Origin of the sequence: Solirubrum puertoriconensis, from assembly GCF_001483135.1 — a bacterium.
Classification (GTDB): Bacteria; Bacteroidota; Bacteroidia; order Cytophagales; family Hymenobacteraceae; genus Solirubrum; species Solirubrum puertoriconensis.
On the sequence record NZ_LNAL01000006.1, the window covers coordinates 152,329 to 174,900 of the forward strand.

Sequence of the window (22,572 nt, forward strand, 5' to 3'; positions counted from 1 at the left end):
TGCAACAGTGCGGCAACCTCAGCCGTACAGCTGCCGTGGGCCCTGCTGTGGCCCGGCTTTCTACTCAACGCTCTCCTCCCCTCACCATGAAAAATACCCTATTGCTGTTTGCCAGTGCTGCTACGTTGGCGCTGAGCACGGCCTGTAACCGCGATAAGCCCGCTGCGGTGGATGCAGCCGCTACGCCCTCGGCCGATACGGCCGTAGTAGTCGACGACGATGCCGACCTGACCATTTACCAGGACCAAGCCAACCGCACCGCCGACCAAGTTGCCGCCGACCTAGGCATTAGTGATACAGCCAAAGTGCGCCGCTTCCGCAACACCTACTACACGCGTGCGCAACGCATCGGCGACCTGGACGCGCAGTACGAAACCGACACCGCAGGCCGCTACGCTGCCACGCGCCAAATCGATACCGATACCGACACGGAGGTGCGCACCATTTTGAGCGACGACGCGCAGTACCGCACCTACGAAACCAACCGCACCCGCTATTACGGCTCGGGCTCGAACACGGAGGGCGCTAGCACCACCGTTACGAGCACTACTACCACCGAAACCACCACGCGCCCGGCTCGCCGGCGCCGGCCTCGCATCGTGAAGTATGAAAACGAGAACGGCGAGGTGAAAATCATGTACTCGAACGGCACTACGGTGAAAATCGATAAGGATGGCGACCGTAAGGTGGAGTACGCCAACGGTACCAAAGTAAAGCGCGACGCCGACGACGGCGAGGTGAAAGTGAAAAACTAACCTGCGCTTCTAAACACCAATTACTGTTCAGCGCCCACCTCTGCTCCGCGGGGTGGGCGCTGCTGTTTGTGCGGAGCAACTGGCCACAACCTAGGGCTGTGTCGGGTTGCCGGGCTCAGCCAGCTTGGCAAGCTGCGCCTCCGGTTGCTCCTTGGCATCTGGCCCCGCCGATACAAGCCACACGAGCGCCAAGCCGAGACCGGACATCAAAGCAAACGACCAACGCAAGCCAGCGGCCTCCGCCACAAAGCCTACTACCGGCGGCACAATCAGGAAGCCAAAGTACCCCACCGTTGACACGGCCGCAATGGCCGAGCCGCTGCTGAGCGTAGCCGAGCGGCCGGCCATGCCAAATACCAGCGGCACCACGCACGAAACCCCAAAGCCAACCATTACAAACCCGACCCCGGCTGCAACAGGTACCGGCCATAGCGCCGCTAGCAACAGGCCGCTCGTCATCAGCAAACCGCTGGTGCGCAGCATGGGCCGCGTACCAAAACGGTTGACGAGATAGTCGCCCATAAACCGGCCCAGCGTCATGGCAATCATGTAAATGGCGAAGCCTACGGTGGCAAGCCGCGGCGGTGCGTGCGCAGCTTTGCTGAAGTAAATGGCGCTCCAGTCGTACATAGTGCCCTCGCAGGCCATGGAGGTAAACGCCATCAGCCCGAAGCGCAGCAAGATTTTATCGGGCAGCACAAAGCCGGAGCGCGCTCCGGAGCCTTGCGCGGGCGGTATGCGCAACGTACCCGGGAAGAACGCCAGCGCCAGCCCCGTCAGCACCAACCCCACGCCGGCAAAGTGGTAGCCCGTGGGCACGTGGCGGCTCAGCAGCCAGGCACCTAGGGCAGCGGCCACAAAGCCCGCTACGCTCCACATGCCATGAAACGTGGCAATAATGGAACGCGGGTACAGCGCTTGCACGCCTACCGACTGCGCGTTGACGGAGATATTGAGCAAGTTGCGCGACGAGCCAAAGCAAAACAGCAGCACCACCAGCTGCCAGGTGTGCGCCGCAAACCCCAACAGGCCTAGGGCAACATTGAACAGCACCGCACCCAGCAGCATAATTTGCCGGCTGCTGAAGCGCTGCAGCAACATGCCCGTAACGGGCAGCGTCAGCATCAGGCCAGCGGGCAAAGCCAATAACACCGAGCCCAGCTCCGCCTCGCTAAGCCCTAGGTGGCGCTGAACGGTAGGAATGCGCGATGCCCAGGTAGAGAAGCCAAAACCCGAAATCAGGAAAAACAAGGTGGTGGCCACCCGCGCCCGCGTGGCGGTGCTGGCCCCTGCCGAATCGATGCCCATTGGTTGAAACGCGAAGCCCTAGGTGGTGCCTCCGTAAAGCTAGACAGCAGCCGGCGGGTCGTTATTGCTTCACCTTAAACGCGCGCAGCTCGGCATCGATGCGCTGGTTCCAGCGTTCTTGGGCCGCCGTGTTCACCCCGCCGCCGGTTTCGCCGTCGTACTGCTCCTGCAGGCGGTTCATTTCCCACCACGATTGCAGGTACTGAAACTGCATGCGCGCGTTGAAGTTGTCAAGGTGCATGCTGTCGGGGCTGAGCTTGTGTTTGAAGCGCTCGGCCACCAGCTTCACCAAATCGAAATGCCGCTGCTCGTGGTTGAGGGTGTAGGCATCGTGGTTGCTGGGTGCCAGCCACGAGGAACTGCGCACCACAAACACTTTGGTGGTAACGGTTACGTGCACTTTGCCGCCTTCGAGCTTAGCACTGCCTTGGTACGAAAAGCTAGGGAACACCGCGCCGCCGTAACGGCCGCCGTCGGTGCGGGGCTGGGCCCGAAAATCGGAGTAGGTAAGCGGCCGGTTCGGGGTGTAAAACAGCGTGTCGGCGTCGGCGTTGTCGGAGTGGTCGATGGCCGTAATGCGCAGGCCCGTGGCCAGCTTTTCGTCGTAGCGTGCCGCTTGGCCTATCCAATTGTTGAAGTTGCCAAGTGCATCGGTAAGGCTCTGGCGTAGCGTAGGCTCAATTATGTTGAGCTGCTTGGTAGTGCGGCGGTAGCGCGCCCCGCCTTGGTAGCTGGTCAGCGGAATGGTTTTGCCGTTGCGTTGCCACTCAAACGCCAGGTGTACGGCCACTTTGCCATCGATCAGCCAATTGGTACCGCTCACGGGCGTTTCGGTAACACGGCACTCGCGCACCCGCACCGTTACGGGGCGTAATGCCCCGTTGCGCTTAACGCCCTGCTGAATAAACCGCCGGAGCGCAACGGCGCCTCCACCTTGCAAGTCTACTGGTTGAGCGGGCTTATCCGTAGCCGGCAGCAGATAGGCTACGGCCTTCTGATCCTTCCGCTCATCAATCACCTGCGCAACATAGAAACCCGACGGCTCGAGCGGCAACTGCTCGGTACGCAGCGCCAGTGGGGCAATGGCAGCTGTAGGAGCCGATTGCTCGGAGCTCAAAAGAAGTAAGCAGAGCGCAGATAGCAGTACCCGGCCCGGTGCTTTTAGGGTAAGTGAGAACACCAGTATTGGAGTTGGGAGCACAGCAGACGAAAAGCCCACTACCGTAGCTGCCAACAGTCGCCGATGCGCGTTAAGTTCTGATGCAGAGAGCTGCAGCGGTCGGCAACCTAGGCTAGCTTTTGGTGCCGTACACCCAATCGTCGATGTACCCCTCGCCGGTGTGTTGCTGCTGTATGGTGTAGCCGGCGGCCGTGAGGTAGTTAGTTACAATTTCTTTGGTGACAAAGAACTCGTTGTAGTTCTCGGGGTACCGGAAATCGTGGCAGGAAATGGCTACGTTTCGGATCCGCAACGTCGGGCTCTGGAACGCACCGGCTAGAAAGCGTTCGGCGCCCTCAATGTTAACCTTCAGAAAATCGATGGTAGTGATGTTGTGCCGCTGGCAGAAGGTTTCCAGCGTTACGCCCTCCACTTGGTAGCTGGTGGTTTTGTCGTGGCCGTTGAGGGTAGAGCCTAAGTAGTTGGCCGGGTTGTCTTCAATTTCAACAGTGGTGTTTGCGGCGTTAACTGCAACATTGTAAGCGGTTACGTTGGCCAGTTTGTTGTGCTTTACAACTTGCGTAAGGCACTTGTAAACCTTCGGATTAGCCTCGATGGAATAAATGCGGCCCGCTGTACCAACCAGCTCGCTGTAAATGGAGGACTCCTCGCCCAGCCCGGCACCGATGTCGACTACCGTGTTGCCCTGGCGGAGTTGGTAATAGCGGCAGCTAATCCGGTTAACCTTATCAATCAGGTATTCCTTTGTCAAGTACCAGCTGAAACCTTCGGAGGCAATGAAGAAGCCATCTACATTATACAGCCAAAAGCGACCTTCCTCGAGCAATTGCAAATCGCGCAAAGCGTGTTTGTTGCGTAGGTAACCCAACTTCCCTACCCAGTAAAGCAGCCAGCGGATCTTAATTACCTTCTCAACTTGCATCGGTTGACGGGTTGGTGAAGGCGTTGAAATACAGGAAAGCCTAGCAGCAATGCAACTCGGACACGCTTAATTATCAATATTGGCAGTGTTGGTAAGAGCCTGCTGGGGCCAGGAGCGCCGCTCGTTTGTTGCTGCGCCTCAACCATAACCCTTGTTCGTACGGCGCGTTTGTTTGGGCTCAGCTACTCACTCCCACGCGCTATGGAAAACAAACCCACGCAGCTGCCACCGCAAAAGCAGGAGCAGCAGCCCGGCATTGAGCAAGAAATGACGCCGAAACCGGAGTACATCCGCGAAGGCTATAAAGGCAGCGATAAGCTGAAGGGCAAAGTCGCCCTGATTACGGGCGGCGACTCGGGCATCGGCCGTTCCATTGCCGTGCACTTCGCCCGCGAAGGCGCCGATGTTGTCATCACCTACCTACCCAACGAAGAAGAGGACGCGCACGAAACCCGCCAGCTTGTGGAGCAGGAAGGGCGTCGTTGCATCACCATTCCTGGCGACTTGCGCGACCGGCAGTTCTGTGAGGACCTCGTCGACCGAACGGTGCAGGAGCTTGGCCGCCTCAATATTTTGGTGAACAACGCCGCCGAGCAGTTCGTGAGCCAAGATTTGACGGAAGTTGACGACGAGCAGTGGGAAGACACCTTTCAGGTCAACTTCTTCTCGTTTGTGCGCGTAACGCGCGCCGCGCTCAAGCACATGCAGGAGGGCGACAACATCATCAACACCTCGAGCATCAACGCCTACCGCGGCAACCAGCAACTGGTCGATTACACCTCAACCAAAGGCGCCATTACGGCCTTTACGCGCTCCATGGCGCAGCAGCTGGCCGAGAAGAAAATCCGGGTGAACTCGGTAGCGCCCGGCCCCATCTGGACGCCGCTTATCCCGGCCTCGTTCCCGCCCGAAAAGGTGGCCAAGTTTGGGCAGGATACCACCATGAAGCGTCCCGGCCAACCTTCGGAGGTGGGTCCCTGCTACGTGTTCTTGGCTTCCGACGACGCCTCGTACATCACCGGGCAAGCCTTGCACCCCAACGGCGGCGAAATCCTGAACACCTAGGTTCTCGGGTTCCTTGAAACAGCAAACAGCCCCGGCTTTAGTAGAAGCCGGGGCTGTTTGCGTAGTAGCCCAAGCTGGCACCTAGGGCTAGGTGCGCTGCTTCTGTTTGTCATCGAGCCAGCGCACAATCACGTTCATGAACTCGAAATTCTTTTCGGGATTAGGCGCTTCGCCGAGCTGCATGCTCTCGAGCGGCGTGCGGGCGCGCGTAAAGCCGTGGTCGACGTTCGGCAGCAGCTGAAAGGTGGCGCGGCCCGGATGCTCGCGGTTTACAATGTCCACGATAAGCTGCTGGTCCTCGTTGTAGGAAATAAAATCGGCCTCGCCGCGCAGTACCAGCACGTTGGTGTCAAGCTTCTTCCAAGCCTCGGCCAAGTTAGCGTCCTGCCACTGCTGCATGTAGGTGTAGTGTTGCGGAAAGCGCAGCAAGTCGCCGGCGTTGGGGTACTTGGCCAGTACCTGCGCGGGCGTTTGCTTTTCGGTGAGCAGCAGGTGCAGCACGGCCGCGTACAGCTGCTGCTGGCGGTTGAGTTGATCGTAGGGCATACCGGCCAGCTCGCTCTGGTAGCGCTTGTTCTGCAGCAGGTATTCGATAAACGTGCGGCTGGCAGTGCCCCAGGTTACGATGCCTTTGATGGGGGCGCCCTCGGCCACCAGCGGTGCCAGGATGCCGCCGATGCTAAAACCCGTCAGAAAGATGTTGTGCTGATCGACCCACGCCAGCTTCTGAATGGCTGCCAGGCCGGCCTTGTAGCCATCGGCTTCCATCCGAAAAGTCGACTCCTGGCACGGCGTGCCTTGGCTGTCGCCCATGCCGGTTTTGTCGACGCGCATGGTAGCGTAGCCGTGGCGGCTCAGCGAGTCAACCATGCGGCGCGTTACATCATCGGGGATAAGCGGGTTATCGATGGAGTAGCAGCCCACGCCCTGGATAATCAGCACCAGGGGCACTTTGGCCTGCTTGCTTACGCCGACGGGGCGCGTAACCAGGGTGCGCAGGTGGTTGGGGCCGGCGTGTACCGAGCCGTACTCCACGGTGTAGCGCGGACTGGTTTCGGTGGGGTAGGGTATGAACACGAGGCGTTGCCGCATCGTTTTGCCGTTGCGCAGCAGCGTGAGCGTGCTCTTGTCGCCCACCTTGTACTGCTTCAGCAAGCCTACGAAATGCGGCACATCGCGCACCTCTTGGTCGTCGAGGCGTAGCACCACATCGTTGGCTTGCAGCTTGGCGGCCTCGGCCGACGACTGCGGCCGCACGCCCGTGACCAGAATGCCGTTTTTGCCGGGCAATTTTCGAGCGTGCTGAATGCTGTCGGTGATGGGTCGCAGGTTGATGCCCACAAAAGCGCGCCTAGGTAGCGACTGGGCCAATGAGCTAATAGCAGCGCCAACCAACAGGGCAGCCGCCAGAGTGCAGGATAAAAAACGCATAGCTATGCCAAGCGAAGCCATTAACCGCGGGCTGCGCAAAACATAGTAGCACGTTGATATTAATCGGTTGCACCAATAGGTTGGTTATTCGCCTAGGTGCGGCAGGCCTGTTGGTAATAGCCACTTTTAAGAAAGGAGTGAATGAAGCTTTAGATTATAAACCGGGTGTGAATAACTAAATAGATAGGTTGTTTGCTGGTTGTAAGTCGTTGATAATAAGTATTAATAATGACTAATTCACATTATGTGGATAACTTTGTTCAAAACTTTAGCATCTGTAGCGCCGTAGCTAACCGCTTTGGCAAGCGGCCCTAGGTGGTGCGCCGGCGATCCATATGCAGCCAACGAACTTGGTTGTGCACCACCTCGCGAGCGAGCTTGAACCCAGCCTTTTCGTAAGTGCGGATGGCGCGGGTGTTGGAGGCCGCCGGCACAATGGTGCACACCTCCACGCCAAGTTGCTCGAAGAGGTACTCCACCAACGTATTCAGGGCGTCGGTGCCGTAGCCACGGCCGGTGTCGGTGTTGGAGGCAATCCAGATGTCGAGCTCGGTGGAGTTGTCGAGCGAATCAATTTCGTTGTAGTTGATTTGGCCGATTGGCTGCCCGTTTACCTCGATGCCAAACGACTGCCCTAAGTTGGGCGCCGAGCTATCAAAGTAGTGCGGCAGGTAGTCGCCAAACAGCTCTTCCCAGGTAGGTACTCGGGCGCTTTGGTCGGAGCCGAAAATGAACGGCGTCGCATCGGAGCGCACAGCCCATTGGTAAAACAGCTCCTTATCGGCGGGCGTTAACGGCCGCAGCGTTACTATTTCGCCTTGCAGCAACAAGGTAGTATCCATAATATAGCAATGTAAGGCGGGTTGCTTACCCAAGATACGCGTAGCGAACCGTGAATACGCCAGTCGCGGCAACTTGGCTGGCATAAACGAGCGCAACTCCGCAGTGCTAAGTGCACGTTATCTTAGCCACACCCCATTGCTGTCCCATCTACTATGTCCGTTTCCGTAGCGCCCGCCCCGGCCACTACTGCGCCCGATGCTGCTGCCCTGCAGCACTTGTTCAGCCTGCAAAAAGGCCGCAGCGAAGCCCTGCGGCGCGAATCGGCCGCCGAGCGCATCCGGCGTTTACAGCGCCTGCACGACTGGATTACGCAACACCGCGACGACATCCGGGCGGCCTTGTACCACGACTTCCGCAAGCCCGCCACCGAAACCGACGTAACCGAAATTTATGCCACCCAAGCCGAAATTCGCCACGCCATCAAGCACCTGCGGCAGTGGATGCGCCCCCGGCGCGTAGGCACGCCGCTGGCTTTGCTGGGCACTACCTCGTGGGTGCAGTACGAGCCCAAGGGCGTGTGCTTGGTTATGGCACCTTGGAACTACCCCTTTTACCTGGCCATCGGGCCGCTGGTGTCGGCGCTGGCGGCGGGCAACTGCTGCATCGTTAAGCCTTCGGAAATTACGCCGGGCGTGGCGGCACTCATCGCACGCTTGGTAACGGAGGTGTTCGACCCGGCCGAGGTAAGCGCGGTAGAGGGCGACAAAGACGTGGCTACGGCGTTGCTGCAACTGCCCTTCGATCATATTTTCTTCACGGGCAGCCCGCAGGTAGGCAAAATTGTGATGCGCGCTGCCGCCGAGCATCTCGCCAGCGTAACCCTGGAGCTGGGCGGCAAGTCGCCGGCCGTAATCGACGATACCGCCGACCTGCGCGACGCCGCCGAGAAGCTCGTGTGGGGCAAGTGCATCAACGCCGGCCAAACCTGCGTGGCGCCCGATTACCTGCTGGTGCACGAGCGCGTGAAAGATCAGCTGGTAAAAGAAATCCGGCAGGTGCTCAACCGCTTCTACGATGCCCAGGGCCGGGGCGTAGCGCAGTCCGATTCGTTTGCCCGCATCGTCAACGGCAACCACTTCCGGCGCTTGGCCCGCCTGCTCGAAGATGCCCAGCAGCGCGGCGCCACCATTGCCGTGGGCGGCAGTGTCGACCACGCGCAGTGCTTTATCGAGCCCACCGTGCTGCTCAACGCCCCTTCCGACAGCGCCGTGATGCAAGAGGAAATCTTTGGCCCGTTGCTGCCCGTGCAAACCTTCAGCAACCTCATGGAGGCCGTCGATTTCATCAACGCCCGGCCGCACCCGCTGGCCATGTACGTGTTCACGCGCAACGCCGAAAACCAGCGCTACCTGCTCGGCCACGTGCCGGCCGGCGGTGCCTGCGTTAACGACACCATCGTGCACCTAGGGCATCCCGAGCTGCCGTTTGGCGGCTTCGGCAACAGCGGCATTGGCCGGGCGCACGGGCACTATGGCTTTGTGGCTTTCTCCAACGAAAAAGCCGTGCTGCAGCAGCGCGTGGGCAAAACAGGCATCAAGATGTTTTACCCGCCCTACACCGAGCGCGTGCACAAAATGGTGGGTTGGCTGCTGAAGTTCTTGTAGCGCCTTACTGCACAACGCAACTGCGCCCCGCCGCCAGCCCTAGGTGGGCAGCAGCGGGGCGCAGGGCTGGCACTTAAGCTGGTAATTAGATGTGCGCCGGCGTGGCCGAGGGCACGGGCTTGCCGGCTTTCGGCTTCTTGTTTTTGGGGCGCTTGTTGGTGAGCGAAAGCAGCGACAGCTCCGCGTACACGTTGGTGCCGTAGGGCTTCGAGCTGAGCAGCCCGCCCAAATCGTTCGAGCCCACGCTCAGTGGACCTAGGCGCAGGTTGAGGCCGTAAGTGAGCGTTTGGTAGTTGTTGATGAGCGCTATGGGCGTAGCCACTTCCAGCCACTTCATTTCGAGGCGCGGGGCCACCGAGGCAAACGAGAAGTGGCGCATGCCGGCCGCGTACGTACCGCGCAGGCTTTGGCTGATGGCCGCGTTCAGGTACACGCGCGGCACCATGCGGTAATCCACATCAATGTTCAGGGCAGTGGGCAGTGCCGCGCCAAAGCTGGTTTCTTTGCGGTAGCGGCTGGTTTGCAATACACGCTCAAACCGCTCGTCGAAGTTATCCTCGTCGATGCCTTCGATGTCGCTTTCGCTTACGCCCAGGTTTTTGGCTTTGATGTTGTTGTAAGCCACGGCATCGTTGTACCGGATGGAGCCTAGGTCGGTAAGGGCCACCGATACGCGGTACAGGTACTTGCTGCGCGAGTGGTCGGTGCGCGTTACGCCCTTCTTATCCACGTAGCGGTACTGTGCGGGGTCGTCGGGGCGGTACTCGTACACCACGCCTAGGTCGGCGCCCCAGCCGCTGCCGGGGGCATTGCTGGGCGCAAGCCAGTGACGCGCCGTGCCCGTGTCAAAGTCCTCGAAGGCATCGGCGTTGGAGTAGCCGAAGGCGCCGTCGAGGTTGTGCACGCGCAGGGTAGAGTCGCCGGTAGCGGCCGTGCGGGTTACCACTTCGTAGTCCAGGTCGCGGCTTTGCAGGTAAGCCGAGGCCACCCCGAGCAGGCGCTTGGCCGTGATGCCCGCCTTCAGGAAGTGCGGTCCTTCGTCGAACACTACCCGCGCGTACGAGGCGTTCCATTCGGCAAAGGCATTCAGGTTCAGGTTGAAAACGTTGTTGTCGAAGCGGGCTTTGGTCTTGAACTCGTCGACGGCGTTTTGCAAGAGCACCGGCGACACCCGGTTGCCCTGAAACGCTACCCGCACGCGGCTGCTAACCGCCACCGAGTTGCGCTCGTTCAGGCGCACCAGCAGGCCCGGCCCGCGCATATTCATGCCCACGCTAAACAGCTTGGGCTTGTCGGTTGGGCGCGGCTCGAGGGTGCGGTTGTTGAACTCGAGCGGCACATCGCGGCTCAGCAGGTTCCAGTCGCCGCTGTAGCGGTAGGCCGTGTTGGTGGCGTGCACATCCACCCCAATCAGTTTCAGCTGAAGCTTGTAGCGGTTGTCGGCCAGGGTGGCGGGGTTCCAGACAGCGCCGCCTAGGCCGCTGTAGTTGGAACGCGAAACGTTAAACGACGACTGAGCCGCTGCCAGCTCGGGGAGCAATAGCAGCAGCGCACCGCCGAGCAGGCGAGGGGCAAGCAAATTCACGGGTTGCAGTAAAAGGTGTAGCCGATAGGCGAGTAGAGTAGCGGAGGCAAGGTGCTGGCTGTCAATGGAGAAGCTGCAGCCATAAAACCTATTTGCATAAGCTGCGTAAACCAACAGTTTTGCCCGCGCAGATTAGGTCGCATCAAAGGTAGAGCCGGCCGTGGCTTGGCTGCAAACCCAAGCTCAACAATTTCCACTGCCGCTACAACTGTTGCTTTCAGCCGATTTTAAAAGCTCGGCATGCCGAGTATATCCCAAAAAATTTGTATTTAGCAGTAAGCCACGCGCCTGCTGCCGCAGCTTGTTACCGGGAAGAAACGTGAGCCTGTTTTGCCTGCTTAATTACTTGTTGCATGGATTTCTCCGCTGAGCAACGCCACACCCTGGCCGCGCTGGCCGATGCCTTTATTCCGAGCTTGCCGGGCCACGCCGAGCACGCCGCTTTCTGGCAGCACCACGGCGCCGAAGGCGTACGCCTCGAGCTGCTGCAAGCCGCCATTGAGGCCCAGCCGCAAGCCGCGCAGCAACAGTTTGGGCAGTTGCTCGATTTGCTAGGTAGTCGCTTGCTGGGACTGAGCTGGGGCGGGCCGCTGAAACCCTTTGTAGCGCTCGATGCCGCCCAACGCGAAAAGCTGCTGCAGCGCTGGAGCCAGAACAGCCTGCCGCCGCTGCGGCAAGGGTTTCAGGCCTTGCGCAAGCTGGTAATGTTTCTGTACTACGGCGGCTCGGCGCCCGAGGCGCCCAATTTCAACTGGCAAGAGCTGGGCTACCCCGGCCCGCTGGCTTTTTCCGATGGGCTGGTAGATACCCCTAGGCCGCTGCAAACCCTGCACCCCGACGCGGCGGAGGTTACCTATTCCTGCGAGGTGCTGGTGATTGGCAGCGGCGCCGGCGGCGGCGTGGTGGCCGGCGAGCTGGCCGCCGCTGGCCACGATGTGCTGGTGCTCGACAAAGGCCCGTACTGCCACGGCTGCGACTTCACGCAGCGCGAAGCCGACATGATTGGTCACCTCTACGACGCACGCGGCACCCTCAGTACCACCGATGGCGGCGTAACGCTGCTGGCCGGCTCGTGCCTGGGTGGCGGCACCACCGTCAACTGGGCCGGCTCCTTCCGCACTCCCGACTACATTTTGGATGAGTGGGCGCGCGAGCATCAGGCCCCACACTTTACCCAGGCCTCGTTCCGGCAAAGCCTCGATGCGGTGGCAGCGGCCCTGAGCGTGAACACCGACTACGTGCGCCACAACGGCCAGAACCAAGCCTTGCTCGAGGGCTCGCGGCGCCTAGGTCAGGAGGTACACCTGATTCCGCGCAACGAAAAAGGCCTCGACGATTCCGATCTGCACTTCCGCGGTTTGGGCTTCAGCACCTTCGGCGACCGGTACGGCATTAAGCAAGGTACGCTTAACACCTACCTCAAAACCGCCGCCGAGCACGGCGCCCGACTGCTGCCCGATACCCGCGTGGAGCACATTACCTTGGAGGCCGGCCGCGCCACCGGCGCCGAAGCCGTGCACACCACTGCCGACCAGCGCACCGTGCGGGTGCGCATTCGGGCCGAGCGCGTGGTAGTGGCCGGGGGCTCCATCCAAACGCCGGCTTTGCTGCTGCGCAGCGGCTTACGCCACCCGCACCTAGGGCAGCACCTGCACCTGCACCCCACGGTGGCGGTATCGGGCGTGTATCCGCAGCTGATAGAGGCGTGGTTTGGCCCGAGCATGTCGGTAGTAAACGACAGCTGCGCCCGGCTTAATGGCTCCAACTTTGGTGCTAAAATCGAAACGCCGCCCGCACACCTAGGGCTGATGGCCATGACGCTGCCGTGGCTCTCGGGCGAGCAGCACAAGCGCATTATGCAGGAGGCCGCGCACCTAGGCTCGTTCATTGTCCTCACCCGCGACCGGGACAGCGGCCAGGTGCGCATCGATAAGCGCGGCCAGCCGCTTATCAGCTACCGCCTGAGCGCCTTCGACCGCAACAGCCTGCTGGCCGGCGTGCGCACGGCCGCCGAAATCCACGCCGCCGCGGGTGCCCGCACGGTGTACCTGCCGCATGGTACGCTGCCCACACTGCACGCGCACGAAGGTCAAATTCAAAACCGCGAGGTGCTCGATGCGCTGCCCCGCCTCGATTGGAGTCCCAACCGCTTTAACCTCTACAGCGCCCACCAGATGAGCACCTGCCGCATGGGGGGCAACCGCGCCACGCACCCCACCAGCCCCACGGGCGAGCTGTTTGAGGCCAAGGGGTTGTACGTGGCCGATGGTTCGGCTTTCCCGGCGTGCAGCGGCGTCAATCCCATGCTCACCATTATGGCCTTGGCGCACCATACGGCGCAGCACCTCAAAGCCGATTTAGCCACGGCCACGCGCCCGGCTACGGCGGCTACAGCAGCCGGCTAAGCATACCTGGCCGGTAATTGTTTCTTTGTGGCGCGGTATCAATTGGTGCCGCGCCTTTGCTATGCCCTTTATTGTTTCTGCCGAAGGCGAGTACCGCACCAATACTTTAATTATCGGTGCCGGGCAGGCTGGCCTGGCGGCGGCTTATTACCTAAAGCAAGCCGGCGTGCCGTGCATCGTGGTTGAGCAGGCCAGCGAAGTTGGGCAGGTCTGGACCTCGCGCTACGCCTCGCTTAAGCTGTTTTCGCCGGTGTGGGTGAATGCCTTGCCTGGGCTGAAATGGCCCGGCCCCGCCTTTCATTACCCCACCAAAGACGAAGCCGCGCAATACCTGCGGCTCTATGCCAACTACTTCAACTTCGAGGTGCACCTAGGGCAGCGCGTGGTGCGCGTAAGCGCCGCCGATGACAGCGGCTTCGAGGTGCACACCCAGGCGGGTGCGCGCTACCTGGCTAAGCGCGTAATCGTGTGCACCGGCGGCTTCGAGTCGGCGCACGTGCCGGCTTGGGCCAGCGCCCTAGGTGCCGAGGTGCAGCAACTGCACAGCAGCCAGTACCAGGCGCCCGAGCAGTTGCCGGGCACGGGCCCGGTGGCCGTAGTGGGCAGCGGCAATTCGGCCTTGCAAATAGCGGCCGATATAGCCGCTACCGGCCGGCCGGTATACGCCGCCTACGACACCAAAACGCCCACTATGCCCAACAACAGCCTGATGTGGCTGCTGCTGAAAACCTTCGGGATCTTAGGATTTTCGCGGCATGGCTTACTCGGCGCCTGGATGCACCGCCAGCCCGAGCCCGTGGTAGCCGGCGACTTGCGCCGCCTTCGGAGCTTCGGCAATGTGCACTGGGTTGGCCGTGCCCGCCAAGCCGAAGGCGCGGCTTTGCTGGCCGATGCGGGCCGTACGCCACCGTTGCAAGCCGTAATTTGGGCCACCGGTTTTCGACCCAATTACCATTGGCTCGATCTGCCAGTGCTTGATGCGCAAGGAGTTCCGTTGCACTATCGGGGCATTAGCCCCGTACCGGGCTTGGCTTTTTTAGGTTTACCCTGGCTCGATAGCCGCGGCTCGGCGCTGATGGGCGGCGTAGGGCCCGACGCTCGCCGGGTAGTAAAGGCCCTTCTGGACAGCGAAATTGTAGTTTGGCAAAAAAAAGGAACCCCAGCGTAGTCTGAATTAGTTAAAGCTGCGTAATTTGGTATGTAGGCTTTCCACTTACTTGTACTCTTCCATGACGCTGAATTCGCTTGCTGATAAATTGGCTGCGCTTCTGGACCGTGTTCTGGGTGGCCGTACCCCTCAGCTCCAGCCAGTGCCAGTTCGCGCCCGCCGCTAACATTGTCTTCCACGTTTGTCTCATCAGCCCTTCGGTTTCCGCCGAAGGGCTTTTTTTTTGCCGCACCCGCATAAGCAGTAGGTGCTAAAAACGCAGCGGCCGTTGCTCCTTCGGTAGGGCAACGGCCGCTGCATGCAAAAGCCAATAGTTAGCGAATTACCAACTTGCGCATCACGCTGGTGTTATCCGAGTCGATTTTGACGTAATACAAACCGCTGGCGAACCGGCTCAGATCGAGGCGGCGCGTAAAGCGGTTGTTGAGTTCGGTAATGGTTTCGCGGTACACCACGGTGCCAATGACATTGAGCAGGCGCAACTCCGTTTTGCGGCCTTCGAAGCCGGTAAACGACACGTATACCACATCCGAGCTGGGGTTGGGGTACACCAGGATGTTCTTGTCGTCGGAGGAGGGCGCTACTGCCCGGGCCGGCGCTTGCTGCTTGGCAGCGGCGGCCGGTAAACTGCTTTGCAAACAGCACAGGCTAAAAGCAGTTACCAGTATAGCGTAAAGTAAACGTTGGGGCATAGAAAAGGGTAATGCTGGCTGGGTGCCCGCGCTACATCGTGGCCAGATGCGGCGCAGCGCACGGAACATCCACAAAAGTAACGGCTTATTCTGAAATAGGTTATAAAAAATATATGGAATATAAGGTACCTTTTGAAGGTTCGTATACGAATACAGCGTCAGTCTTCGTTAGATCTAATTCCCCATTTTGTTTTGCCAACTGCCCGGCCCGTTTCTGATGTTGAGGTACTGATTATCGGCGGCGGCCTGGCCGGGCTTACCGCCGCCCTCGACCTCGCCGGCCGCGGCCGGCGCGTGGGGCTCGTGGAGCGGCGGCACTACCCATTTCATCGGGTGTGCGGCGAGTACGTTTCCAACGAGGTGCTGCCCTATCTGCAGCGCCTGGGCGCCGACCCGGGTCCGCTGCGGCCGGCTCAAATAGAACAATTCCTAGTCTCGGCTCCGGGTGGCCGCACCCTCACGGCTCGCCTCGACCTAGGCGGCTTTGGTGTGAGCCGCTACCTGCTCGATGATTACCTGTATCAGCAAGCGGCCGGGCGCGGCGTGCAATTCTGGCTGGGCTCCACGGTCAGCAACGTCAGCTTCGAGCCCGCTGCCGATCGGTTTACCGTTGCGCTGGCCGATGGGCAGCAGCTTACGGCCCGCGTGGTGCTTGGCGCGTACGGCAAACGCGCTACCCTCGATCGGCAGCTCGACCGTGCCTTTTTCCGGCAACGCTCGCCGTACGTGGGTGTGAAGTACCACATGCGCCTCGACTTTCCGCGCAACCTCATTGCCCTGCACAACTTTGCCGATGGCTATGCCGGCCTTTCGGCCATTGAGGACGACCGGTACTGCTTTTGCTACTTAACCACCCGCGAGCAGCTACGCCGCCACGGCAGCATACCGGCCCTGGAGGCCGAAGTGCTAGCGCAGAACCCGCACCTGCGGCGGGTGCTCACCGAGGCCGAACGCCTCTACGCGCATCCCGAGGTCATCAATGAAATATCCTTCGCTCCAAAAACCAGCGTAGAGCAGCACGTGCTCATGTGCGGCGACGCAGCCGGGCTTATTACGCCTTTATGTGGCAACGGCATGGCCATGGCTATGCACGGCGCAGCCCTGGCAGCGCAGCACGCCCACGCGTACCTAGGCGGCCAGCTTACGCGCCCCGCGCTGGAGGCTGGCTACACCCGCGCCTGGCAGCGGCAATTTGCCAGTCGGCTGCGCATCGGGCGCATGGTGCAAAACTTGTTTGGGGGGCCGCGTCTTACCGATGCCGTAGTGGCTACGCTGCGCTACGCCCCGGCGGTAGTACAAGGCCTGATGCGGCAAACCCACGGCGTGCCCTTCTGATTTTCGCTAAACCTTCCGAAAGCTGGGCCGTTGTCGGTAGAGATGCTGCGCCGCGCGGCATCGGTTTCCGTATACTGCTCTTCATGACCACCAGCTACCTCAGCGCTATCGGCACGGCTACGCCGGCGCACCGGCTGCCGCAGCCACAGATTGCCGAGTTCATGGCCCGTGCCCACGGCATGGACGAAGCTGGCACGCGCAAGCTCCGCGCCATCTACCGCATGTCGGGCATTGGCTACCGGCACTCAGTACTGCCCGACTACGGCCGCACACCCGGCGCCTACACCTTCTTTCCGAACTCACCCGACCTCGAGCCTTTCCCCACGGTAGGTGCCCGCATGCGTGTGTACCGCCGCGAAGCCCTGCCACTGGCCGCCGAAGCCGCCCTCGACTGCTTACGCCAAGCGCCCGAGGTATCGGTGCAAAGCATTACCCACCTGGTGTCGGTGAGTTGCACCGGCATGTACGCCCCTGGCCTCGATATTGAATTGGTGCAGCACCTAGGGCTGCGGCCGGATGTGCAGCGCACCTGCGTCAACTTTATGGGTTGCTACGCCGCTTTTAACGCCCTGAAGCTGGCCGATGCTTTTTGCCGCGCCGACCCCCGGGCACGCGTGCTCATTGTGTGCACCGAACTGTGCACCCTGCACTTTCAGAAGCGCAACGAAGAAGACCACCTCGTGGCCAATGCCTTGTTTGGCGACGGGGCTTCGGCTGCCTTGGTGCTGGGGCAGCCAGCAGCCGGCCGGCCCAACCTCGAGCTGGCGGCGTTTCATTGCGGCCTCGAGCCCGATGGCCAAGCCGATATGGCCTGGCACGTCAACGATTTCGGCTTCGAGATGACGCTCTCCAGCTACGTGCCGCGGCTCGTAAAGCAGGGTATCCGCAAGCTTACCGATGGTCTGTTGCAGCGCCTGCCCGTGCGCCTGCCCGATGTGCGTCACTTTGCCATTCACCCCGGCGGGCGGCGCATTCTAGAGGCCATTGAGCAGGAGCTGGGCCTTTCGCCGGCCGATAATCGCCACGCCTACCGCGTGCTGCACGAGGTGGGCAACTTGTCGTCGGCCACGGTGCTGTTTGTGCTGCGCGAGCTACAGCGGCACTTGCAGCCCGAAGAAGATGGCGCCCCCGTGCTTAGCTTCGCCTTCGGCCCAGGCCTCACACTCGAAGCCATGTTGCTGCGCGTTGCCTATGCCTGATTTTACCCGCCGCTCCTCGGAGCCCGAGTTGATGGATGACCTGACGCTGGCCTCCGACGACCTGCGCCAGAACCTCGACGAGCTCGAAGTCATCAACACGCGCCTAGGTGGCTACCGCGTGGTGCTGAATGCCTTGCAGCGCCTGCGCCCGCGGCTGCCTGCCGGGCGCCCGGTGCGCATTGCCGACCTAGGCAGCGGCGGCGGCGACACCCTGCGGCGCGTGGCGCAGTGGGCGCGGCAGCAAGATTTGGCCGTGGAGTTAGTGGGCCTCGATGCCAATGCCTTTATGGTGGATTACGCCCGTGCCCGCAGCCAGGCGTACCCCGAAATCGAGTTTAAGCAGCAAGACATTTTCGCGCCCGATTTTGCCCTGCAGCGCTACGATGTGGTGATGTGCAGCTTGTTTTGCCACCATTTTGCCGCGCAAGAGCTGGTGCCCATGCTGCGGCAATGGCGCGAGCAGGCGCACGTGGCCGTGGTCATCAACGATTTGCACCGCCACCCGCTGGCTTACCACAGCATTAAGTGGCTGACGCGCCTGCTGGGCGGCTCGTACCTAGTGCAGAACGATGCGCCGCTTTCGGTCGCCCGTGCCTTTCGGCGCACCGATTGGGAAGAACTGCTGGCCACGGCAGCTATTACGCGCTACGAGTTGCGTTGGCAGTGGGCCTTTCGTTGGCAGCTGATTATTGAAGGCGCAGGAGAGTAGCGCGCCGGTGTGCAGCAGCCGAACAACAGTTCCCCTCTCCAGATGAGGAGGGGCTAGGGGTGGTTGACAATCGTTGGACTGGTGCTTGAACAATTACCCTAGGTCGTCATGCTGAGCGCAGCCGAAGCACCTATACTGATAGTATCCTATCCCCTAACGAAGCGGTAGAGGTGCTTCGGCTGCGCTCGGCGTGACGGGCTGTTTGGTTGAGGTTAGTGTCTGACGCGAGGTCAACCACCCCAACATCAGCTAAGCTGATGCGTCCCCTCCTCAGCTGAGGAAGGGAGTTTGTTGTTCTTCGAAAAGGTTCTAAAACCACAGCTCGCGCGCCAGGCGAAAGGTATTGGCGTGGGCCTCCACAATGTCGCTGATGCGCTCGGAGTAGCCGCCGCCCATGCATACTACCACGGGCAAGTGGTGCCGGTGGCAAAGCTCCAGCACCAACCGGTCGCGCTGGCGGCAACCCTCGCGTGTAAGGCCTAGGTGCCCGAGCTTATCGGTGCTGAGCACATCCACGCCCGAGAGGTAGAACACGAACTCGGGTTGTACCTCGTCGAGCAGGCGCGGTAAGGTTTCTTGGAGCAGTTTTAAGTATGTGGCGTCGTCGGTGCCGTCGGGTAGGGCTAGGTCCAGGTCCGATTGCTCTTTGCGGGCCGGGTAGTTGCGGGCTCCGTGCATCGAAAAGGTAAACACCCTGGGTTCGTGCCGGAACAGCGCCGCCGTGCCGTTGCCTTGGTGCACATCCAAATCAACGATCAGCACTTTGTTGATGCCTTCGTGCTGCAGCAGGTAGTTGGCCGCCACGGCTTGGTCGTTGAGCAGGCAAAAGCCTTCGCCGCGGTCGGCAAAGGCGTGGTGGGTGCCGCCGGCTACGTTCAGGGCCACGCCGGTGTGGCGGGCCAGCTTAGCGCATTGTACTGTGCCGCCCAAAATAGTGACCTCGCGCTGCACCAATTGCTCCGACCACGGAAAGCCCGTGGCGCGCTCCTCGTGCCGCGTAAGCTGCCCTTGCACCAGGCGCTGGTAGTACCCGGCGCAGTGGGTTTCCAGAATGTACTTGTCGGGCAGCGGAATAGGCGCGAAAATGCTTTCCTCGGCAATGGTGCCCTCGCGGATGAGCTGCTCGGGCAGCAGCTCGTATTTCAGCATCGGAAAGCGGTGCCCGGCGGGCAGCGGGTGGGCGTAGAGTGGTGCCCAGGCAACGGGCAGATGGTGCGGATGGGTCACGCGCAAAACAACGCTGCGAAGGGGGGTGAGGTTTGCGGAAAAGTAGGGAGCCTAGGTTCTTTGGTGCCTCACTGGGCAACCAGCCAAGCCACGGCGGCATTCTCGTCGGTAAAGTACTGGTACGTCATGGGCTTGCCTTGCATTTGCGTAACCACCAAAGCGGTGGCAAGGCGGGCAAATACATTGTGCGCCTGCAGCACGGCGCCCCAGCGGTAGCCCCCTTCGGCATTGGCGCGGGGTAGCCAATCCTCCAGTACAAAAACTTGCTCTTCGGGCGAGAAGGGCGTCATTAGGCGCTGATCCACCAGCAGTTTACCGGTGCCGTGCTTGGCTAGCGCCCGGGTAACGTGGCCCAGCAACGCCTGCAGCTCGGCAAGCTGGCGCTTTCCGGCAAAGTACTCCAAGCGTACGTAGTGGGGATGTTCGCGCACCAAACCCGCCGCGTTATGAAAGTAGATAGAGGAAGAACTGGTCGGCATTAGGCCTAAATTACACACTCAGTCTTAATAGGGTTTCCGCGCCTTGGCATGCTTGCGCGGCACATAGGGAGCATGCGATTGTGGAGTTTATTGATCTAGCTTTTATGCATCAGCAAGTTGTCTGCTTTGGCGAAGTCCTGTGGGATGTGCTGCCATCGGGCAAGCAGGCGGGCGGCGCCCCCTTCAATGTGGCCGTGCATCTGCAGCAGCTGGGCGTGCGTGCCCACCTCATCAGCAGCATTGGCCCCGACGACCTAGGGCAGGAGCTGCTGGCGTTTGTGGCCCGTAAAGGCCTCGCCACCGACTACCTGCAGCGCACGGCAGCTTACCCCACCGGGGTGGTGCACGCCAACGTAGCCGACGCCCACAACGTGCGCTACGAGATTGTGGAGCCAGTTGCCTGGGATGCCATCGGGCCGAGTGCTGCTGCCGAGGCGTTGGTAGCCCGGGCCGATATGCTGGTATTTGGCAGCTTGGCAGCGCGCCATGCTACCACACGCAGTACCCTGTACGGGTTGCTCGAGCACGCTCGTTTTCGGGTGTTCGATGTAAACCTGCGCCCGCCGCACTACAGCCCCGAGGTGGTGTTGCACCTGCTCGACCAAGCCGATTTAGCGAAGCTAAACCACCACGAATTAGCCGAGCTGATGCAGTGGCATGGGCAAGCCGCCGAGCCCAGTACCGCCATGCCCTGGCTGGCCCAACGCTACAACCTGCAAGCCGTGTGCGTTACCTGCGGCGCCGACGGAGCCCTGCTGTGGGCTGACGGGGAATTGCACCGCGCCGCAGGCGTGCCCGTGGTGGTGCAAGACACCATTGGCAGCGGCGACGCCTTTTTGGCAGCGCTATTGCGCGGGTGGCTAATTCAGCAAGCACCCGCCGAGCTGCTGCGGTTTGCCTGTGCGGCGGGGGCTTTGGTGGCCACCCACCCAGGGGCTACCCCAGTTATTAGTCCGGCCGACGTGCAAGCCTTGCTTACAACGGGCACCAAGGCGAAATAACACTAGGGCTACACCGCCCCCGATGCCCAAAGGCGAGCCTGCTGCACATCGGTAAAGGTGCGCACCTGAAAGGGTAGGGTTTCTTCTACTTCGTGCTGAAGCTGGCTAATCAGTAGCTTGTTGAGCGGGTCTTCGGCCTCGATGCGGGCAAAGCGCTTCAGCCCGATGCGCACCAGCTCGGGCAGTGCATGCTCCGATATCCAATCCAGGTCGGCGGGGCGAACGGGTCCGAGCAGCCGGTCGTCGGCAATCCAGCCCGTAATGCGGTGCTGGCGGGCCAAGCCTATCGCATCGGTTACAGCCTGACGCAGAAACGAGCTGCTGACAAAGCCCCGCCACTCGGCCTCCATGGCTCGTATGGTGCTGCTCTCGTGCAGGTACAAGTTGAGAAAGGAGTAGCGGGCAAGCAGAATCATGCACAGGTGCGGTTGGGTGGAGCTGCTGCTTACAGCCTGTTACGCCTCAGAAAGCTCAGCGTTGCCAATGACAGCGGGATAATACAAGTTCCGGGGCGCAGCCAGGGCTGATATCAGCCTATCAGGTGCTTTAAGCAGGAAACGGCGCCGCCGAAAACGCCTAAAAACATACCCGGCCAGGGCTGGTCGGGTATGCGAAAGGGGGTGTGAAGCGTACTGGACTCGAACCAGTGACCTCCACCGTGTCAAGGTGGTGCTCTGAACCAACTGAGCTAACGCTCCGGGAGGGCAAGGCCGGAAGCCGCAAACATAAGCAGCGTTTGGCCACGATGACAAGCAGCTCAACAGGAAAATTTCTGTTTCGTTGGGTTGCGGTGCAACCCATGAGGGCCGCCCAAAGTATAGGAAACCGCCTATGGCCCGATGCGTTGCCGCAATCAACACGGGGCGCGGCTCAACCTCAGATCCTCTGTCACATGAAAAAATTTGCACTCTTACTCTCGCTGTGCGCCTTGTGCAGCTGGGATGCCCTGGCCCAACGCGGCGTGCAGGGTATCCGCAAATCGTCGGATTACCAAACCACCCCCGATTCGCGCAACAACGGCTTCGGTATCAAGGGCGGCTGGAACTCCTCAAACTTCCGCGGCGACGACAAGAAGAACTACGGCAACGAGGAAAGCCGTCAGAACTTCCATGCCGGTGCTTACGCCCAGTTTGGCTTCTCGCCCCAAACCTCGCTGCAGGTAGAGGCGCTCTACAGCCGCCAAGGCTTTAAAGCGTCGTCGGCGTTCCGGCCGGCGGGCATGCAAAACACCTACGAAACCCAGCTCGACTATGTGCAGGTGCCGGTGATGTTCGTGTACAACTTCGTGGATAACGTGAGCGTGCACGTAGGCCCGCAAGTGTCGTTGCTCGTGAATGCGAAGGAGGACAAGAACGCCGTGAACATCAGCAGCCGCAACTACAACTCGCTCGACTACGGCGGGGTAGCCGGTATTGAGGCCCGCGTAGGCCCGGCCCGCGTGGGCGGCCGCTACGTACTCAGCTTGGCCAACATCTACAACGACCCCAAGATGGAGAACGGCCTGATGACGCCCAACGAGAACCTCAACGACATCAAGAACAGCCTGATTCAGGTGTACGTAGGTTTTGGGTTTGCCCAGTAATCTGCTGCCAGCCTAGGTCCTTTCCGGAAAGCGCGCCCCCAGGGGCGTGCTTTCTTGTTTATGTTCGTGCATTGCCGCCGTT

Annotated in this window: 20 protein-coding genes and 1 tRNA gene; 10 read left to right on the forward strand and 11 right to left on the reverse strand. The window is 60.8% G+C overall.

The features are described from left to right. The first annotated feature begins 86 nt into the window (after window positions 1-86). Window positions 87-755 (forward strand): T-complex 10 C-terminal domain-containing protein, encoded by a 669-nt coding sequence (locus ASU33_RS05555; RefSeq protein ID WP_059069095.1) that lies wholly within the window; start codon window positions 87-89, stop codon window positions 753-755. A 90-nt stretch (window positions 756-845) separates the two neighbouring features. On the opposite strand, the gene ASU33_RS05560 is transcribed toward ASU33_RS05555, so the two are convergent. The 3 genes from ASU33_RS05560 to ASU33_RS05570 form a co-directional block, all read right to left on the reverse strand. Continuing rightward, window positions 846-2,063, reverse strand: a complete 1,218-nt coding sequence (locus tag ASU33_RS05560; protein WP_059069098.1) for an MFS transporter — start codon at window positions 2,061-2,063, stop codon at window positions 846-848. 61 nt (window positions 2,064-2,124) lie between these two features. Further along, a complete protein-coding gene (locus tag ASU33_RS05565; protein WP_059069100.1) occupies window positions 2,125-3,180 on the reverse strand; it encodes a hypothetical protein in 1,056 nt (351 codons plus the stop codon). Window positions 3,181-3,355: 175 nt separating this feature from the next. Then, a complete protein-coding gene (locus tag ASU33_RS05570; RefSeq protein WP_059069102.1) occupies window positions 3,356-4,165 on the reverse strand; it encodes an FkbM family methyltransferase in 810 nt (269 codons plus the stop codon). Window positions 4,166-4,366: 201 nt separating this feature from the next. Between ASU33_RS05570 and ASU33_RS05575 the strand changes: the two genes are divergently transcribed. Beyond that, entirely contained in the window at window positions 4,367-5,230 is an 864-nt protein-coding gene (locus tag ASU33_RS05575) for an SDR family oxidoreductase (RefSeq protein WP_059069104.1), read from the forward strand. Window positions 5,231-5,317: 87 nt separating this feature from the next. On the opposite strand, the gene ASU33_RS05580 is transcribed toward ASU33_RS05575, so the two are convergent. Together ASU33_RS05580 and ASU33_RS05585 are read right to left on the reverse strand one after the other, a co-directional pair. After that, window positions 5,318-6,661: an alpha/beta hydrolase family protein gene (locus tag ASU33_RS05580; protein ID WP_160328137.1), complete on the reverse strand. Its 1,344-nt coding sequence runs from the start codon at window positions 6,659-6,661 to the stop codon at window positions 5,318-5,320. A gap of 311 nt (window positions 6,662-6,972) precedes the next feature. Then, window positions 6,973-7,503 (reverse strand): GNAT family N-acetyltransferase, encoded by a 531-nt coding sequence (locus ASU33_RS05585; RefSeq protein ID WP_059069109.1) that lies wholly within the window; start codon window positions 7,501-7,503, stop codon window positions 6,973-6,975. Window positions 7,504-7,656: 153 nt separating this feature from the next. Here ASU33_RS05585 and ASU33_RS05590 point away from each other — a divergent pair, with 153 nt between their 5' ends. Continuing rightward, on the forward strand, window positions 7,657-9,108 hold the full coding sequence (locus ASU33_RS05590; protein ID WP_078062901.1) for an aldehyde dehydrogenase family protein: 1,452 nt from the start codon (window positions 7,657-7,659) through the stop codon (window positions 9,106-9,108). Window positions 9,109-9,193: 85 nt separating this feature from the next. Here the strand turns inward: ASU33_RS05590 and ASU33_RS05595 are convergent, their stop codons facing one another. Next, on the reverse strand, window positions 9,194-10,693 hold the full coding sequence (locus ASU33_RS05595; RefSeq protein ID WP_059069111.1) for a DUF5723 family protein: 1,500 nt from the start codon (window positions 10,691-10,693) through the stop codon (window positions 9,194-9,196). 353 nt (window positions 10,694-11,046) lie between these two features. On the opposite strand from ASU33_RS05595, the gene ASU33_RS05600 reads away from it, so the two are divergent. Continuing rightward, window positions 11,047-13,098 carry a GMC family oxidoreductase gene (locus tag ASU33_RS05600; protein ID WP_059069113.1) on the forward strand — a complete coding sequence of 684 codons (2,052 nt, stop codon included), beginning with the start codon at window positions 11,047-11,049 and terminating at the stop codon, window positions 13,096-13,098. 61 nt (window positions 13,099-13,159) lie between these two features. Next, window positions 13,160-14,266 carry a flavin-containing monooxygenase gene (locus ASU33_RS05605; protein WP_059069115.1) on the forward strand — a complete coding sequence of 369 codons (1,107 nt, stop codon included), beginning with the start codon at window positions 13,160-13,162 and terminating at the stop codon, window positions 14,264-14,266. A gap of 314 nt (window positions 14,267-14,580) precedes the next feature. Here the strand turns inward: ASU33_RS05605 and ASU33_RS05615 are convergent, their stop codons facing one another. Then, window positions 14,581-14,958 carry a T9SS type A sorting domain-containing protein gene (locus tag ASU33_RS05615; RefSeq protein ID WP_160328138.1) on the reverse strand — a complete coding sequence of 126 codons (378 nt, stop codon included), beginning with the start codon at window positions 14,956-14,958 and terminating at the stop codon, window positions 14,581-14,583. Between the two features lie 192 nt (window positions 14,959-15,150). Between ASU33_RS05615 and ASU33_RS05620 the strand changes: the two genes are divergently transcribed. The 3 genes from ASU33_RS05620 to ASU33_RS05630 all read left to right on the forward strand — a co-directional run bounded on the left by ASU33_RS05620 (window position 15,151) and on the right by ASU33_RS05630 (window position 18,201). Beyond that, window positions 15,151-16,293, forward strand: a complete 1,143-nt coding sequence (locus ASU33_RS05620; RefSeq protein WP_059069121.1) for an NAD(P)/FAD-dependent oxidoreductase — start codon at window positions 15,151-15,153, stop codon at window positions 16,291-16,293. Window positions 16,294-16,376: 83 nt separating this feature from the next. After that, entirely contained in the window at window positions 16,377-17,492 is a 1,116-nt protein-coding gene (locus ASU33_RS05625) for a type III polyketide synthase (protein WP_059069123.1), read from the forward strand. Then, window positions 17,485-18,201, forward strand: a complete 717-nt coding sequence (locus ASU33_RS05630; protein WP_059069126.1) for a methyltransferase domain-containing protein — start codon at window positions 17,485-17,487, stop codon at window positions 18,199-18,201. Before ASU33_RS05625 ends, ASU33_RS05630 begins: the two co-directional genes overlap by 8 nt. Before the next feature lie 309 nt (window positions 18,202-18,510). On the opposite strand, the gene ASU33_RS05635 is transcribed toward ASU33_RS05630, so the two are convergent. Next, window positions 18,511-19,428, reverse strand: a complete 918-nt coding sequence (locus ASU33_RS05635) for a histone deacetylase family protein (protein ID WP_286130417.1) — start codon at window positions 19,426-19,428, stop codon at window positions 18,511-18,513. Window positions 19,429-19,496: 68 nt separating this feature from the next. Continuing rightward, a complete protein-coding gene (locus ASU33_RS05640; protein ID WP_149867070.1) occupies window positions 19,497-19,907 on the reverse strand; it encodes an STAS/SEC14 domain-containing protein in 411 nt (136 codons plus the stop codon). Window positions 19,908-20,011: 104 nt separating this feature from the next. On the opposite strand from ASU33_RS05640, the gene ASU33_RS05645 reads away from it, so the two are divergent. Continuing rightward, complete coding sequence (locus ASU33_RS05645) at window positions 20,012-20,908, forward strand: carbohydrate kinase family protein (protein WP_059069130.1); 897 nt, start codon at window positions 20,012-20,014, stop codon at window positions 20,906-20,908. An 8-nt stretch (window positions 20,909-20,916) separates the two neighbouring features. Here the strand turns inward: ASU33_RS05645 and ASU33_RS05650 are convergent, their stop codons facing one another. Further along, complete coding sequence (locus ASU33_RS05650; protein WP_059069132.1) at window positions 20,917-21,324, reverse strand: hypothetical protein; 408 nt, start codon at window positions 21,322-21,324, stop codon at window positions 20,917-20,919. Window positions 21,325-21,531: 207 nt separating this feature from the next. Further along, window positions 21,532-21,606, reverse strand: a tRNA-Val gene (locus ASU33_RS05655). 194 nt (window positions 21,607-21,800) lie between these two features. Here ASU33_RS05655 and ASU33_RS05660 point away from each other — a divergent pair. Further along, window positions 21,801-22,490, forward strand: a complete 690-nt coding sequence (locus ASU33_RS05660) for a porin family protein (protein ID WP_059069135.1) — start codon at window positions 21,801-21,803, stop codon at window positions 22,488-22,490. Window positions 22,491-22,572: the final 82 nt, after the last annotated feature.